The sequence below is a fragment of the Streptomyces sp. SudanB182_2057 genome (assembly GCF_964272715.1).
Classification (GTDB): domain Bacteria; phylum Actinomycetota; class Actinomycetes; order Streptomycetales; family Streptomycetaceae; genus Streptomyces; species Streptomyces rubradiris.
The window spans coordinates 2,432,935-2,448,295 of record NZ_OZ186798.1 but is presented as its reverse complement, the minus strand read 5'-3'; the positions used below and the strand labels follow the sequence as shown (position 1 = coordinate 2,448,295).

General features: G+C 72.4%; 13 protein-coding genes and 1 pseudogene. 4 read left to right on the top strand and 10 right to left on the bottom strand.

The window, feature by feature from the left end; translation table 11 throughout:
- Positions 1–42: 42 nt before the first annotated feature.
- Positions 43–968 (top strand): IS5 family transposase gene (locus ACSURM_RS10325; protein WP_436952712.1). Its coding sequence is split into 2 segments (ribosomal slippage): positions 43–420 and positions 423–968, totalling 924 coding nucleotides; the frame shifts between segments, so codons are not numbered across the junction.
- A 148-nt stretch (positions 969–1,116) separates the two neighbouring features.
- Here ACSURM_RS10325 and ACSURM_RS10320 read toward each other — a convergent pair.
- Together ACSURM_RS10320 and ACSURM_RS10315 are read right to left on the bottom strand one after the other, a co-directional pair.
- On the bottom strand, positions 1,117–2,352 hold the full coding sequence (locus ACSURM_RS10320; protein WP_436954711.1) for an IS701 family transposase: 1,236 nt from the start codon (positions 2,350–2,352) through the stop codon (positions 1,117–1,119).
- Positions 2,353–2,483: 131 nt separating this feature from the next.
- Positions 2,484–3,480 (bottom strand): annotated as a pseudogene (locus ACSURM_RS10315) (TAXI family TRAP transporter solute-binding subunit).
- A 99-nt stretch (positions 3,481–3,579) separates the two neighbouring features.
- Between ACSURM_RS10315 and ACSURM_RS10310 the strand changes: the two are divergent.
- Positions 3,580–3,990 carry a MazG nucleotide pyrophosphohydrolase domain-containing protein gene (locus ACSURM_RS10310; protein ID WP_359046571.1) on the top strand — a complete coding sequence of 137 codons (411 nt, stop codon included), beginning with the start codon at positions 3,580–3,582 and terminating at the stop codon, positions 3,988–3,990.
- A gap of 242 nt (positions 3,991–4,232) precedes the next feature.
- On the opposite strand, the gene ACSURM_RS10305 is transcribed toward ACSURM_RS10310, so the two are convergent.
- Both ACSURM_RS10305 and ACSURM_RS10300 read right to left on the bottom strand, forming a co-directional pair.
- The gene (locus ACSURM_RS10305; RefSeq protein WP_436954710.1) at positions 4,233–4,679 is read right to left on the bottom strand and encodes a MarR family winged helix-turn-helix transcriptional regulator; all 447 of its coding nucleotides are present in this window, start codon (positions 4,677–4,679) and stop codon (positions 4,233–4,235) included.
- A gap of 53 nt (positions 4,680–4,732) precedes the next feature.
- The gene (locus tag ACSURM_RS10300; protein WP_436954709.1) at positions 4,733–5,092 is read right to left on the bottom strand and encodes a DUF6204 family protein; all 360 of its coding nucleotides are present in this window, start codon (positions 5,090–5,092) and stop codon (positions 4,733–4,735) included.
- Between the two features lie 239 nt (positions 5,093–5,331).
- Between ACSURM_RS10300 and ACSURM_RS10295 the strand changes: the two genes are divergently transcribed.
- Positions 5,332–5,874, top strand: a complete 543-nt coding sequence (locus ACSURM_RS10295; RefSeq protein WP_436954708.1) for a hypothetical protein — start codon at positions 5,332–5,334, stop codon at positions 5,872–5,874.
- A 54-nt stretch (positions 5,875–5,928) separates the two neighbouring features.
- Here the strand turns inward: ACSURM_RS10295 and ACSURM_RS10290 are convergent, their stop codons facing one another.
- From ACSURM_RS10290 to ACSURM_RS10275, 4 genes are all read right to left on the bottom strand, one after another.
- Positions 5,929–7,194 carry a cation:proton antiporter domain-containing protein gene (locus ACSURM_RS10290; protein WP_436954707.1) on the bottom strand — a complete coding sequence of 422 codons (1,266 nt, stop codon included), beginning with the start codon at positions 7,192–7,194 and terminating at the stop codon, positions 5,929–5,931.
- A 226-nt stretch (positions 7,195–7,420) separates the two neighbouring features.
- On the bottom strand, positions 7,421–8,539 hold the full coding sequence (locus ACSURM_RS10285) for a lytic polysaccharide monooxygenase (RefSeq protein WP_436954706.1): 1,119 nt from the start codon (positions 8,537–8,539) through the stop codon (positions 7,421–7,423).
- 118 nt (positions 8,540–8,657) lie between these two features.
- Entirely contained in the window at positions 8,658–9,785 is a 1,128-nt protein-coding gene (locus ACSURM_RS10280) for a GH12 family glycosyl hydrolase domain-containing protein (RefSeq protein WP_436954705.1), read from the bottom strand.
- A gap of 635 nt (positions 9,786–10,420) precedes the next feature.
- Entirely contained in the window at positions 10,421–11,443 is a 1,023-nt protein-coding gene (locus tag ACSURM_RS10275) for a LacI family DNA-binding transcriptional regulator (RefSeq protein WP_436954704.1), read from the bottom strand.
- A 558-nt stretch (positions 11,444–12,001) separates the two neighbouring features.
- Here ACSURM_RS10275 and ACSURM_RS10270 point away from each other — a divergent pair.
- Positions 12,002–12,820 (top strand): SDR family NAD(P)-dependent oxidoreductase, encoded by an 819-nt coding sequence (locus tag ACSURM_RS10270; RefSeq protein WP_436954703.1) that lies wholly within the window; start codon positions 12,002–12,004, stop codon positions 12,818–12,820.
- A gap of 455 nt (positions 12,821–13,275) precedes the next feature.
- On the opposite strand, the gene ACSURM_RS10265 is transcribed toward ACSURM_RS10270, so the two are convergent.
- Positions 13,276–14,448, bottom strand: a complete 1,173-nt coding sequence (locus tag ACSURM_RS10265; protein WP_436954702.1) for an MAB_1171c family putative transporter — start codon at positions 14,446–14,448, stop codon at positions 13,276–13,278.
- The gene (locus tag ACSURM_RS10260; RefSeq protein WP_436954701.1) at positions 14,435–14,851 is read right to left on the bottom strand and encodes a regulator component; all 417 of its coding nucleotides are present in this window, start codon (positions 14,849–14,851) and stop codon (positions 14,435–14,437) included. The genes ACSURM_RS10265 and ACSURM_RS10260 overlap by 14 nt, the downstream gene beginning before the upstream one ends.
- Between the last annotated feature and the right edge of the window lie 510 nt (positions 14,852–15,361).

Here is a 15,361-nt window from a genome sequence, read left to right as displayed (position 1 = left end):
CCGATCATGTGACTACTTTGCGCTCGGGTCGTTGATGTGGACATGGGGCGGGGTGATCTGACGGATGCCGAGTGGGAACGGCTGCGGCCGTTCCTGCCGGTCAGTAACAGGCGTTGTGGCAGGTGGCGGGACCACCGGCAGGTGATCGACGGGATTCTGCATCGGGTGCGGACCGGGGTGCAGTGGCGTGACCTGCCCGAACGGTTCGGGCCGTGGAAGACCGTCTACGAACGCCACCGGCTGTGGTCGGCCGACGGCACCTGGGAGCGTCTGCTCCAGCAGGTCCAGGCCGCGGCCGACGCGGCGGGTGAGATCGACTGGGACATCGCGGTGGACTCCACCATCGTGCGTGCTCATCAGCACGCGGCCGGAGCCCGGACCGAGCCGCCGCCGGCGTCAAAGGGGGCCGAAGAGATGGAACACCAGGGCGAAACGCCGTGGCAGAGCCTGCTCGCCCGCCTGGTGGAGGTGGTGCTGGAGGTGAGGGCCTGGGGCGCTCGCGGGGCGGGTTCACCAGCAAGCTCCACCTGAGCGCGGACGGTCGCTGCCGCCCGTTGTCTGTGGTGGTCACCGGCGGGCAGAGGGCGGACTGCACCCAGTTCAAGCCGGTCCTTGAAAAGATCCGCGTCCCCCGGACCGGACCGGGCAGGCCGCGCAAGAAACCCGACAGCCTGGCGGCCGACAAGGCTTACAGCAACGGACCCTGCCGCGAGTACCTGCGACGGCGGGGCATCCGCCACACGATCCCCGAGAAGACCGACAGCCAGGCCGCCCGCCTGCGAAAGGGCTCGCGTGGCGGACGGCCACCCGGCTTCGACGAAGACCGCTACAAGAAACGCAACACGGTCGAGCGGGCGATCAACCGGCTGAAGCAGTCCCGGGCAGTCGCCACCCGCTACGACAAACGCGGGTACGTCTTCCTCGGCACCGCCACAGCGGCAGCCCTGATCATCTGGCTGCGAACTTGATCGCCCGGACAAGTCCTAGTAGTGCTTCGTTAGGTTCTGGGCTGTCTGCGGCTTCTCCGAGGGCTGGGCAGGGGTCGTCCGCAGGTGGCGCAGGTACCGGTCCAGCACCTCAGCAGGTCCTGAAGAGCGTCGAGGACCTGGTAGAGGGTCAGGCCGGTATGCGGGCTTTTGGGTCGTGCCGCCTGAGGGTGAGGAAGGCTTGTGCGGCGGTGACGAGGGTGACGTGATGGTGCCAGCCGCGCCAGGTGCGGCCCTCGAAATGGTCCAGTCCGAGGCCGTGCTTGAGCTCGCGGTAATCGTGCTCGATCCGCCAGCGCATCTTGGCCCACCGCACCAGGTCAGCGACTGGTGTGGTGGCGGGCAGGTTCGATATCCAGTAGTCCGTCGGGGTGTCCTGGCCGTCCGGCCATTCGATGAGGAGTGTCTGGACGGGCAGGACGCCGTCCCACTGGTTGCGGCCGCCGCCGGCCTCCTGAGCTGCGGCCAGGGACTGCTTGCCCGCGGGCCGCACGGTCAGCACCGCGAACCGTGAGGTCATCGCGCCTTTGCTGCCCTGCCTCCAGGTCACCTCGGTGAACTGCTTGGCACCCGCCTGCGCGGCGAGGACGCAGACGGCTCGCGGTGGGGTGCGGTAGCGGGGAAGGGTGGGTGGTCCGAGCCCGCCATAAGCAGGCTGGTGCGGCTCGGCATCCTCCAAGTGAGCGACTTCCTTCCCGTTCAGGGCCAGGACATAGGACAGCCCTCGCGCCTGGAGGCCGAGCCGGAACGGGGTACTGACGCCGTAGCCGGCGTCGGCGACCACGACCGGCGCCTTCAACTGCCACTGGGCGAGCGTGTCCAAAAGGCCGAGCGCCAGACGCCACTTCTCCCGGTGCACCACGTCGTCGGGGACTCCTGCCCTGCGGCACCGGTCCGGCTCGTCCGTCCACTCACGCGGCAGATACAACTGCCACTGCAGCGGGCATGAGGCGGTGTCGGTGGCGGCATGGACACTGACCGCGACCTGGCAGTTCGCCCGTTTGCCGACCGCTCCGCAGTACTGGCGGGCCACACCCACCGACGCGGTGCCGCACTTGGGGAACGACACGTCGTCGATCACCCACACCTCAGGGCGGATGGCCTCGCACAACCGCTCGGCGATCCGCCGCCTCACCGGTAAGGGATCCCACGGCGACTGGTTCACGAACTGCTGCAGGGCCTGCATGTTCCCGTCCGGCAGACGCTCGGCCATCGGCTGGATGGACTTGCGCCGGCCATCGAGCATCAAGCCTCGCAGATAGCACTCGCCCCACCGCCGCTGATCCCGCCGCGGAAACGACCCGAACACATCGGCAACGAACTCCGCCAACTCGCCCCGGAGCCGTTCCGCTTCCCCCAACCTCACTCCAGGAAGCTGCCCACCATCAGCCGTGATCACTCAACGTAACGAAGCACTACTAGGCGAACGGCGCGCGCCGAACCCACCCCGAACCCACCCCGAGCCGCCCGGGCCGTACCGCGTACGCCGGTCGTCCGTCAGGGCTTGACCGACCGGTAGTAGCGCCGGGCGCCCTCCTGGAGCGGCAGCGGGCCGGTGTAGATGGCGGTGCGCAGGTCGACCAGTTGCGCGGAGTGGACATGGGCGCCGATGCCGTCCCGGCTGTCGATCACCGTGCGGGTCACCCACTCGGTCAGCCGGGGATCGACGTCCGTACGGGTCACCAGCACGTTGGACACGGCGATGGTCGGCACCTCGGCGCCCCGCTGCACGTTCGGGTAGGCCGACTCGGGGATCTTCGTGGACCGGTAGTAGCGCGCCCACTCGCCCTGGCCGTGCAGCCGGGCGACCAGGTCGTCGTCGATCGGCACGAACTGGAAGGCACCCTTCTGCGCCAGTGCGGCCAGCCCCTTCGTGGGCAGCCCGCCGGACCAGAAGAAGGCGTCGATCTTCCCCTCCCGCAGCCGACCCGGCCCGGTGTCGATGCCGTCCGAGGAGGGGGTGATGTCCTCGCGGGGATCGATATCGGCGGCCCGCAGCACCCGCTCCGCTATCAGCCGCACCCCCGAATCCGGCTGTCCGATCGCCACCCGCTTGTGCCGCAGGTCCCCGACATCGTTGATGCCCGAGCCCGGGGCCACGATGAGCTGCACGTAGTCGTCGTAGAGCCGGGCCACTCCGCGCAGCCGCTCGGCGCCCTTGCCCTGCCGGAGCCCGTACGCCGCCACCGCGTCGGCCGCCGCGATGGTGAAGTCCGCCCGCCCGGACGCCAGCCGCTCCACGTTCTCCTGGGAACCGGCGCTGTGGAGCAACTTCACCGTCAGCCCGGGCATGTCCTTGCCCATCTCGGTGCGCAGCCGCTCGCCGTACTCCTGGTACCCCGCGGGGCGTACCGGTGCTGAACACGATCGTCCCGCTCGGCGGCTTCTCGCCGAGCGGCAGCAGCCACCACAACAGCAGCCCGAGGGCCACGACACCGACGGCCGCGCCTCGCAGCGCCGCGCGCCTGCCGACCCGGGGGAACCTCTTGGACATGCGGCGATCCTGCCAGCAGGGCCCCGGAGGTGACCAGAGGCGGGGTCGCGGTGATCGCGGCCGGCGGGCGTTGTCGGTGCCGCCCGTTAGAGTCGCCGCATGAGCACTTCGCCCGCCCGCCTCGTCCACGAGTTCCACAGCGCCTTCGGCCTCGACGTCCGCGACACCCCGACGGAGGTGGACCCCGGCCTGGCCGCCCACCGGGGCGAACTGCTCGCCGAGGAGGCCGCGGAGGTCGCCGAGGTCTCGGTCCGAGGCCCGCTGGACCACCTCGCGCACGAGCTGGCCGACGTGGTGTACGTGGCCTACGGCACGGCCCTGGTGCACGGCATCGACCTCGACGAGGTGATCGCCGAGATCCACCGCGCCAACATGAGCAAGCTCGGCCCGGACGGACAGATCGCCCGCCGGGCCGACGGCAAGGTCCTCAAGGGCGAGCACTACCGCGCCCCGGACGTCTCCGCCGTACTGCGCCGCCAGGGCTGGATACCGGGCGGCGACGGCGCCTGACACCGGCCGGTCGGCAGCACCCGGGCGGGGTGGACCGGCCTGCCGCCGACGCACACCCGCGGGGCTGGGGAGCACCGGGGGAGCGTCGGCCGGGGTGGGCCGGTGTCCTGTCGGCGCGTGCCTGCCGGGCCGGGCCGCTCGGCATCCCGTGGGCGTACGCCTGCCGGGCCGGGTCGTTCAGTGTCCCGTCCGTGTACGTCCGCGTATGTCCGCCCCGTCGGCGCCGGTTCGGGCGGTGCGGGTCAGAGGCCCTTCAGGCCCGTGCCGCCCAGGCGGGTCAGCAGGGCCGTGAGGCGGGCGAGATCCGCCGGGGGCCAGTCCGGGGCGGCGAAGATGTCGGCGGCCGTCTCCCGGGCCGTGGCCAGCATCTCCGTCAGCCGCCGCCGGCCCGTCCCGGTCAGCGCCGCGTACGCCACGCGCGCGTCCCGGGCGTCCGGCTCCCGGGTCACCAGCCCGATCCGCTCCAGCGGAGCGAGTCCGCGCGTGACCCCGGAGGCGGTCAGCCCCAGCGCCTCGGCCAGGTCGACCCGGCGCATCCGGGCGCCGGGTGCCTGTGCCAGCCGGAGCAGCAGCGTGAAGTCGGCGAGGCTGACGCCGTGCAGCCCGCCGAGCCGCGCGTCGAAGCGCCGTACCAGCGCCGTCTGGGCCCGTACCAGCCGCAGCGCCGCGTCCAGCGCCTCCTCGCTCATCGCGCCCGCCTTCCCTTGCCGACTCCTTGACTGCTCAAGTTTATGGGCGCGGTTCAGGAGCCGGCCGCCCGGGCGGCGCGGCGCTGTCGCTTGCCCAAGGGCGCCTGGAAGAGGTCCTCGGCGGTGGACCGCAGCTGCTTGTAGCCGTAGCCGCGCTCGGTGAGCCAGGCCGTGGCCGCCTCCTCGGCCCGCTCGGTCGCCTTGAGGATGTCCTCCTCCTTCTCGCCCGTGGCGGAGAACCGGAAGACGAAGGCGGGCCGGGCCGCGATGTCGTAGGTGAGGGTTCCCTCGGGCGTGAACGCGGCGCGCAGGACGTCGTGTTCGGCGGCGTCGGCGAGGAGGGCGGCGCGCTGGGCTTCGGTGAGGCCGTCGAAGGCGCCGCGGACGGTGATGCGGAAGGTCCGTGTGGTCATCCCGCGACTGTAGGCAGGGCGGAGCGGGAACCTCCACCGGGTTTCCGGGCGCCGTCCGGCAGGCCGGGGCCCGGACCCGTCGGCCCCGGTGCACGGCCGGAATCCGGCCGCGGGCGCCGGTCCGGAGGTTCCGCCCGGTCGGTGCCGGGGCGAACACCGGGCGAGGTCCGGGCCGGCCGTTCACCGGGCCGGATACCGGTGCTTACCTGAACGTGGCGGAACTACGGGGTGGAGGCGGGGTGGACCTCGGGGAAGCGACCGCGCCCGTGGTCGCGGTCGTGGGAGTCGTCGGGACGCTGTTGTCCGCGCTGCTGACCCAGCGCGCCGCCGACCGCGGCCGGCGGCGCGAACTGGACCTCGTCGAGCGGGTACGGGAACGGCGCCGGCACGCCCAGGAACTGCGCGCCTGCTCCGTGGCCCTCAACGCCTCCGCCCGGCAGTACCTGGCCGCGCTCACCGACCAGGTGCACGCGCTGGGCCGGGACGAGGAACTGCGGACCGTACGGCAGCGGCTCACCCAGGCGCGCGACCAGTACCGGGACGTGTACGCCGAGGCCCAGATGCGGCTGCCGGAACGGGTGCTGGACCTGGTGGCCGACCTCAGCCACGACCTGGGGGCGGTGTACGGCATGGTCCGGCGCCTGGACGACGGCATCCCGCGCGCCGGGGACTCGCCCGAGGCCGTACGGGCGAGCATCGACGACCTGTGGGGTCGGCTACGGCGGACGCGGCGCGAGATACGGACCGAACTGGGCGCGTACGGGGCGGACTCGGGGCGGTGAGGGCCGACCCGGTACCGCGGCGGGCCCGCCCCGGTGGGCCCAGATCGTGCGGGCTCAGCGCTTGGTGACCGGTGACTGGGCGTTGCGGACCGGGATGACGGGGTCCTGGTCGGCCAGGGCGCGCGGCCGCAGGACGGCGAGCAGCGGACCGGCCATCGCCGTCGTCACGACCGCCATCACGACCATCAGCGAGTACAGGCGCTCGTTCAGGACGCCGAGTTGCAGACCGGCGGTCAGAATGATGAGTTCGGTGAGGCCCCTGGTGTTCATGAGAGTGGCGAGAACCGCCGACTGGCGCGCCGTCACACGGAAGGCCCGGGCGCTCAGGAACGCTCCGACGAATTTCCCGCTGACCGCGACGAGCAGAATGAGCGCGAAGTCCAGCCAGCCCGACCCGCCCAGATCCGACAGATCGACTTTCAGGCCCACGATGATGAAGAAGACCGGTTGCAGCAACTGGCCGCTCACATCGCCGATCCGGTCGACGATGTCCGCGCGCAGCCGCTCGGTGGATTCGGATTCCTTCGGCATCACCACGCCGAAAAGGAAAGCGCCGAAAATGAAATGCAGGCCGATCCGCTCGGTGATCGCGCCCGAGACGAGAAGCCCCGCGAGGACGACCGTCAGCACCGCCGGGGTCAGCCGGGAGCCGGCGGCGGCGACCAGCCTGCGCAGCAGCGGACGGACCACCCACACCATCACGCCGGCGTACGGCACGAGCAGCAGCAGGAGCCACTGGTCGCCACCCCCTCCGCCGACCAGGGCCACCACGGCGGCGAGCATGCACCAGGCGAGCACGTCACCGATCGCGGCGCAGGCCAGCGCCAGCCCGCCGATCGGGGTGTGCTGCATCCTCCGGTCCGTGAGGATCCGGGCCAGCACCGGGAAAGCGGTCACCGACATCGCCGTGCCCATGAAGAGCACGAAACCCAGCCGGTGCCCCTGGGCGTGGTCGTCGGCCAGCCCCAGGGCGAGCAGCGTGCCGAGTCCGAACGGCAGCAGGATGCAGGAGACCGCCACGGTGACGGCCAGCCGTCCGGTGCCGCGCAGGATCTTCCGGTCCAGTTCCAGACCCACGATGAACATGAATACGGCCATGCCCACATCGGCGAGCGCGGTGAGCATCGGCCGTACCTCGGGGGGAAACAGGAATTCCGGCACGGAATGGCCCAGGAAAGTGGGGCCGAGCAGAATTCCCGCGAGCACCTCTCCGATGACCGCGGGCTGGGATAATCGCTGCGCCGCGGCGCCCAGTATCCGGGCGAGCACGATAATGAGGGCGAGGTCGCAAAAGAGCGCGAACAACTGGTTCGTAGTCATCGGTACCTGCCTTGACGACGGGCCGCGTGTGCCGCCCGGAACTATTGAGGTGCCGTAGACGTGCCCAGCAATGCTTTGTCGTGCGCGTCCGCTTTGTCAACGCCGCCATCCGGCTGGCCGGATCAGGACAGCGGGTCCCGGCAGGCGGGCCGTGGCCGTCGGCAGACGGAAAAGCGCCGCCTCCCCGGGTGCGGGCCGGGGAGGCGGCGCCTGGCGTGCGCGGCCGTCAGGAAGTGCTCTGCGCCGTGACGCAACCGATCGATCCGGCGGGCAGGTTGTTGCCCGTGGAGGTGGCGGTGAAGCCGAACGTGGTACTGCCGTCGGCCGCGATGACCCGGTTGTGATCCGCGTTGCGGACCGTGACCGTGCCGTCGGAGGCCGTGGACTGCGTTCCGTTCCACACGCTGCTGATCTTGGTGCCGGTGCCCGGTTTCCAGGCCACGGACCAGCCGTCGAGCGGGGCGGTGCCGTGGTTCATCACCTCGACGGACGCCTGGAAGCCGCCGTTCCACGCGCTGACCACGGAGTAGGTGGCCATGCAGGAACCGGTGTGCGGGTCCGTCGGGTCCGGGGTGGGCGTCGGGGTCGGAGTCGGGGTGGGCGTGGGCGCCGGGGTGGGCGTGGTGCCGGAGCCGCCGATGCCCGTCACCTCGCCGTGGCCGCCGTCGAAGACGATGTCGGAGCAGGAGAAGAAGTTCTCCTGGCTGTCCGAGCGGACCCACTGGATGAACATCAGGGCGTCACCGGAGCGCCCGGCGGGCAGCTGCATGTCCCAGTAGTAGTGGCCGCCGTCGGTGCCGGCCGAGCCCTGCTGGGGCGGGTTGGTGACCGTCTGGATCAGGTCGAGGTCGGCCCAGCGCAGCGCACTGGTCGGCGACCAGCCGGGCTTGGTGAGGTACACCCGGAAGCTGCCCGGGTGCGCCGCCCAGTTGCTGTACTGCGCCTTGATCGTCGCCCCGCTGGTCAGGTGGGTGCGCGGCCAGTCCGAGCGAGCGGCGTTGTACGCGGAGAAGTCGTACGGCGACCGGTCGCCGGCGCTGCACAGGGTGCCGTCCGGGACGTAACCGGCGCCGCGGCCACCGGCGTTGGAGTCGAGCACGGCGAACCAGTTGTACAGCGGTGTCCCGCCGCTCTTGGCCACCGCGTCCTTGCAGGCGGGGTTGGTCGGGTTCATCCCGCCGGTCCCCGTGTGGCCGTCCAGGTAACACAGATAGGTACGGGAGCCGGGCAGCATCGCCACGCCGTGCGCCTTGGCGCTGCCCTGTCCCAGCAGGGCCAGGCCGAGCGCGGCCAGCAGGGTCGACAAGGCCGCCACGACCGTCAGGAGCCTGCCGCGTCGGGCCACGATTCTCTCCTTCCGTTGGATCGGACGGGCGGTACGCCCCGGGAGGGTGCCGTCCGGTGGGTTTGTCATGTGCGCTCCTCGGGGTGGGTGCGTGGGGGACGGGACGCGGGGGGCTGCGTCACGCGGTGGTGCAGGCGGTTCCGTTGAGGCTGAACCCGGTGGGCTCGGCGAAGGTGCCGCTGTAGGCGCCCTGGAAGCCGAAGGCCACCCGGCCGCCGGCCGCGATCTGCCCGTTGTGAGCCAGGTTCGTGGCCGTGACCGCGCCGGACGACGGCGTGATCCCGACGTTCCAGGCGCTGGTGACGCGCTGTCCGGAGGGCAGGGTGAAGGCGAGCCGCCAGCCGTCGACCGGGGTCGCGGAGGTGTTGGCGACGGTGACGTCGGCGGTGAAGCCGCCCGGCCAGGCGCTCGTCGCGTACGTCACCTCGCAGGCCGCGGGGGTCCCGGGGCCGCCCGGGCCGCTGCCGCCGGTGTTGACCGTGGAGGAGAACGAGTTCACGGCGAGCCCGGCGCCGTTCTGCCAGGGCTCGAAGCCGGCCTGCACGCTCGTCAGGTACCAGTTGTTCTGCGCCAGCCCGCGGGCGACGGCCTGCCGGGCGAAGTCCATGACGTCGAAGCTCCAGCTGGTGATCGCCGACGGGGCGACGAAGGACAGCACGTCGTTGGAGCCGTTGTTGCCGGACCACACCTGCCACTGGCGCCCGGCCACGGTGGCCGTGCCGACCTGCGAGCCCACCGGCTGGATCGGGCCCACCTTGTTGAACCAGACCATGATCTCGGTCCGGCTGACGCCGTCGGTACGGGGCGTGGGGTCGAGCCAGATGTCGTACGCCGCGTCGTACACCGCGTTGCTCACATAGGAGTACGAGATGCCGGTGGGCGCGCTGGAGATGGTGCTCAGCTGGGCCGGAAGGTTGGTCCCGGGCGAGCAGTTGGTGTAGTGGCAGCCGTTGAAGACGGACGGGTACGACTTCGGGGCGCCGTTCGTCGGGACCGAGCCGTCGGCCTGGGTGATCCGGAAGCCGCTGTCCGTGACGTTGATGCACTGGGTCTCGCTGGTGCCCCAGCGGTTGTTCTGGACGACGTAGCGGCCCTGGATCGTCGTCGAGCCGTACTGTTCGCAGATCGCGGTGTCGGCCTGGGCCGCCGGGGCCGTGGTGAGCAGGGCCGCCAGTGCGGCGAGCGCGGCGAGCAGCGCGCCGACCAGACCACTCGCTCCACGGACGGGGTGCGTTGACGGTCGCATGCGGGTCCTCTCGGGGACGGTCGGATGCGGGAGCGCTCCCGCGCAGATGGGAGCGCTCCCATTACCTCCGTTGGGCAGGGACTGTAGGGAGAGTTCATGTCCCTGACAAGGTGTTGGACGGCAATGTGTCGAAGAGGTTTCGAAGGCGCAGGTGGCTGGGGGGTGCCGATAGTTTCGGAAGGCGGCGATTTCTGGGAGCGCTCCCGGGAGCGGGGGTGCCGACCGGCTCACGGGAGGGGAACGACGGGGTTCTCCGGGCGGGGGCGGGAGCCGGTCCGGGGGGCTTGGTGGGGGTGGGCGGGGCTCGGGAGGGACCCCATGGCCCCACCTGGACCAGCGCGAAGCCCCCAGCCCCGGAAGGCCGCCGAGGGTGGGCGCGGCCACCGCACCGCCGAGCGCTCGGCAACCACCGCGTGTACGGGTCGTAGCCCCGAGCCGGGACCCGGTTGCTCGGCCGTGCCGTGCCCCCTCGTTCGGCTGTGCCGTGCCCCCTCGCTCAGCCGAGCCGTCGTCGCTCGGCCGTTCCGTGCCTCCTGGCTCAGCCGTCGCCTCCTGGCTCAGCCGTTCCGCCGGCCGGGCCCCGGTCGCCCGGCGTTGTCCGTCCTCGGGCCGTGCTCCGGGGCTCGGCGGCGGCGTCAGGCCGAGTCGCGTCGTATCAGCTCTGTGCGGAGGATGACATGGCGCCAGGCCACGGCCGGTTCCTCCAGTTCCTCCAGCAGGAGCCGGACCATCGCCCGGCCGATCTCCGCCAGCGGCTGGCGGACCGTGGTCAGGCGGGGCTCGGTCTGTTCGGCCAGCGGGAAGTCGTCGAAACCGATGATGGCGACGTCCTCCGGCACCCGGCGTCCCGTCGCGTGCAACTCCATCAGCGCGCCGGCCGCCGTGGTGTCCGACGCGGCGAGCACCGCGTCGATCTCCGGGTGCCGCTCCAGCAGCCGGGCCATGGCGCGCCGGCCGCTCTCCTCGGTGAAGTCGCCCTCGGCGATCCAGGACTCGTCGGTGCTCAGCCCGGCCGCCGCGAGCGCCTGGCGGTAGCCGCGCAGCCGGGACTGGGCGACGTACATGTCCAGCGGCCCGGTGATCGTCGCGATCGCCTTGTGGCCCGTGGCCAGCAGATGGGTGACCGCGCTGCGGGCGCCGCCGGCGTTGTCCGCGTCGACGTAGCTGACGTGCTCGTCGCCCGAGCGGCGGCCCAGCATGACGGTGGGCAGTCGGGCCTCGGCGAGCATGTCCGGCAGGGTGTCGTCGGCGCGCACCGAGACCAGCAGCGCGCCGTCCACCCGGCCGCCGCGGGCGTACTCCAGGAAGCGCTTGCGTTCGGTGTCCGAGCGGACCATCGTCAGCAGCAGCTGCATCCCGGTGTCGGCCAGCGCGTCGCCGAGCGAGCTGACGATCTCCGAGAAGAAGGGCTCCGCGAACAGCCGCCAGTCCGGCTCCGTCACGACCAGCGCGACCGCGTCGGCACGCCGGCCGGCCAGGGTCCGGGCCGCGAGATTGGGCACGTACCCCAGTTCGGCGATGGCCTGCTGCACGGCCTGGCGCGTCGATTCCCTCACCCCCGCCGCGTTGTTGACGACGCGGGAGACCGTGCCCCGGCCCACTCCTGCGCGGGCGGCCACCTCCTCCAGCGTCGGCGTGTCAGGGCGCCGCCTGTTCATTGACCACCTCCCCCCACGAGATGCCCGATCTTACGATTCGCGGGGCATCGCGCACACGGATTCTGCCGACGACGACCGGTATGGCGCCCACCGCCCGGGGGCCTGCGGCCGCGTCGACCGCTGCCCAGGAGCGCGGCGGCGAGCCCCGCGCCGCCACGGACGCCCGGCGGTCCGGACCACCAACTCGGCGTGAAGTCGCTGGTTCGGTCGTGATGCGGGCGGTCCCGGGGCCGGAGCCGGAGCCGGAGACAGGGCGGGAGCCGGTCTGGGTCGGAGGGCCGAGCGGTCACCGGAGGCGGGTGCGCGGCGCGGGGCCGGGCGGCCGTCGGACCCGGTGTCCGGCTGGTCGCCGCACGTTCGCGGGGCCGTACCCGCCCCGGATCCGGGCAGTCGTTCGCGACGCCCGGGTATCGGCGCCGGTACCGGATGCGGCCGTACGGAGAGGATGTCCCGCCGCTCCCGGGGCGCTGGCCGGAAGTCGTCACTCCAAGATCACCGGGCCCTAAGCTCGGAGCCGCTGGGCGCACTCGTCGATCTTGGTGAAAGGGACCGGAACTGGTGGAGGACAAGAGGGTTGTCATCGTGACCGGCGGAGGCTCCGGCATCGGACAGGCCACGGCCCGGCTGCTCGGCGAGGCCGGGCACCACGTGGTGGTCTCCGGTCGGCGGACCGAGCCCCTGGAGCGCCTCGCGAAGGAGACCGGCGCGCTGGCGCATCCGTCGGACATCGGGGACGCCGAAGCGGTCGAGGGACTCGTCCGGGCCGCCCTGGACGCGCACGGACGGCTCGACGGAGTGGTGCTGAACGCGGGCATCGGGCGCGGCGGAGCCGTCGGCGACATGTCGCTGCGCGACTGGGACGACGTGATGCGCACCAACCTCACCGGCCCGCTGCTCCTGCTGCGCGCGGCGATCCCGCACCTGCTGGAGTCCAAGGGCGCGGTGGTCGCCGTCGCCTCGGTGTCCGCGCTGCGCAACGGCACGAGCAACGCCCCGTACGCTACCTCCAAGGCGGCCCTGCTCCAGCTGTGCCGTTCCGTCGCCGTGGACTACGGACGGCAGGGCGTGCGGGCCAACACGGTGTGCCCGGGATGGGTGCGCACCGAGATGGCCGACCGGCGGATGGTCCGCTTCGCGGAGGAGGAGCGGCTGCCCGGCGGCCTGGAGGACGCCTACGCGGAGGCGACCAGGCTGCTGCCCCAGGGTCGGCCCGGCGAGCCCCGCGAGGTCGCGGAGGCGATCGCCTGGCTGCTGTCCCCGGCGGCGTCCTACGTCAACGGAGCGGTGCTCACCGTGGACGGCGGGGCGACGGCCCTCGACCCCGGGACGCTCGGGTTCGACTACCGCATCACGCCACGCGGCGCCACCCTCGGCTGAGCCGGGCACCGTCGCCCCGCCCCGGCAGTCCGGACCACCGCCGACGTCGCTTCGACCGACTCCGGACGCCGTCAGCGCGGTCCGGCCGGGACCGGGGCTCGTCAGCGTGGTCCGGCTGGGTCCGGGCGGCGGCCTTGCGGTTGGGCCGGGTCGGGGCGGCGGCTCTGCGGTTCGGCCGGGTCGGGGCGGCGGCACCGTGGGTCGGTGGGGTCCGGGTGGCACAGCGGTACGGCTCGCCCAGGCGTCGGCACCCCGGTCCGGGCGGGTCCCGCCGCCGTCAGCGTGTCCCCGCTTCCCTCACCGCCCGTGTGGTCCCACCGGGTTCCGCACCGTCAGCGTCGGTCCCGTCGGATTCGGTCACCGCCCGCGTGTTCTAGCCCAGTTCCGCAAACCTCAGCGTCGCTCCCGCTGAGTCCCCCGACCCTCAGCGTCGCTCTCACTGAGCTCCGCCCCCGTCAGCGCGTCTCCGCGTGGCCCGCGGCCGGAGACGGCTGTGCGTGGCAGGGCAGTGCGTCGGTCATGGCGGGCCACATGCGGGCGATTCCCAGCAGGGTCTCGGAATTGCCGTGTGTGACCCCGGGCAGCGGGCGCGGGTCGGACGGCGGCACCCCGACGAGCACGGCACGGCGGGCCTGGCCCACCGCGCCGGCCAGCGCCGCGCAGGCGAGGCGGTCCTCCGGCACCCCGGCCCGCCGGGCGTGCCGGTGCGCCTGCTCGTAGGCGTCCGGCCGCACGTACTGCTGGAGCGTGAGCAGCGCGTCGTACGTCTCGATGGTCTGCCGGTGTGCCTGGAGCACCGGTGGGTAGCGCGGCCGGAGCACCTCCTGGAGCCGGGTGCGCCGGGGCCTGGCGAGCGCCACGTGGGGGACCGCCGTGACCAGGTCCCGCCACAGCGGCCACAGCCGCCAGGAGGTCCGCAGCGCGGCGGCCGACCGGGCCAGCGCGGTCGCGGTGGGCACCAGCAGCGACGCCGCCCGCAGGAAGCCGTGCGCCCCCATCACCATGGACAGCCACGGCAGCACGGCCGGCGCGAGGCCGTAGAGGTGGCCGAGGTAACCGCACCAGAAGACCAGGGCGAGGACGCTGCCCACCGCGAACAGCCGCAGCGACCACACCAGATCGCGTCCCGTCGTGCGCAGGCTGTAGCGCCAGCACACCACCAGGGCGACGGCGTCGCCGAGCACGTGGGCGACGCTGAGGATGAGCCAGTAGGCGGCCGTCGCGGACGCGGGCCGCTGCGCGGAGGCGGCCCCGATCGGCTCACCGGCCCCCAGCAGATCCAGTACGAGCAGCGCCGCCAGGGCCGTCGTCAGCCCCACCACCACCGAGCGGCGCAGCCGCGGGGAGCGGCGGCAGTCCACCACGAAGAGCAGGACCAGCCCCGCGCTGAGGACCCCGATCAGATTGCGCGCCAGCGACACCGTGTGGACGTCGACGCCGGCGGACGTGAGCGCGGTGACGACCCCCCGCTGGAAGAGCGTGATCGCGGTGGCCGCCGCCAGCACGGTGATCCACAGCCCCCGCAGCCGCGGCTCGCGCAGCGCCGGGCGCGCCCGCCAGACCAGGGCGCACCACAGAGCGACGACGCTGGCGAGTCCGACCCGGGCCGCCAGCTCACTCACCGGCATCGGCGGTCACCCCCAGGAACGCGCCGAGGCGTCCCAGGGGGCCCGCCACCCGGCCGGTCTTCCCGGCGCTCTGGATCAGGCTGGCGATCATCTCGGCTTCTTGTTCCTCGGTGGTCGTGTAACTGGTTCTGGCCATCAGCCGCCTGACGAGATGGGGCGTGGGAACCTCCGGCAGCCGGCCGGCCGGCGGCTCGCCGTCGTCCGTGAAGCTCCGGTGGTGATCGCACAGCACATGGCCGATCTCGTGCAGGATGATGTGCTCCTGGTGCAAGGGAGCGGTCCTGGTCTCGTAGAACACGTAGTCGGCGTCCTCGGTACCCAGCCACAGCCCGCACGCCCCGGTGGCCGCCGCCTGCTCGGGCAGCTCCCGGAGCACGAGCGGACGGCCTCTCAGTTCCTCCACCCGCGCGCGAAGCTCCTCCAGGGTGAGTGACCGGTCCACCCCGAGATCCCGCAGGATCGCGGCACACCTGCGCTGCAGCGCCGTATGCTCGCTCGTTCTCCTCACCTGACGTCACCCCCGTTCGCTGTTCTCACCGGCCGGAACGGCTGCGGCGGCTCCCCGTTCCGGACGCGGCGGGGGCGACGGCGGACTCGCTTGGGCGTCTCACTCGCTCGGAGACCTCCTCGTCGGTGAAGTGGTCCGGTGTGACTCCGGAATGGCTTTGCCGGTACGGATACCGGCCGTGTCCCGGGGGCAAGCTGCCGACCCACCTAAGCAGGTCGCCCGCCCTTTTGCACACGCCCGCCCGGGCTTTCGGTCGCCCTTTGGCGGAAAACCTCTCCTGCCCGCGTGGCCTTGGTGAACGCCGCTCCGGCAAACATGTGTGACTGCCGTCACAGGCGGCGGGGGCGGGTGTGTCATCGTCCCTGACCGCCGTGCCGGGCGGCCGTGCCACCTGGGAACTCCCGG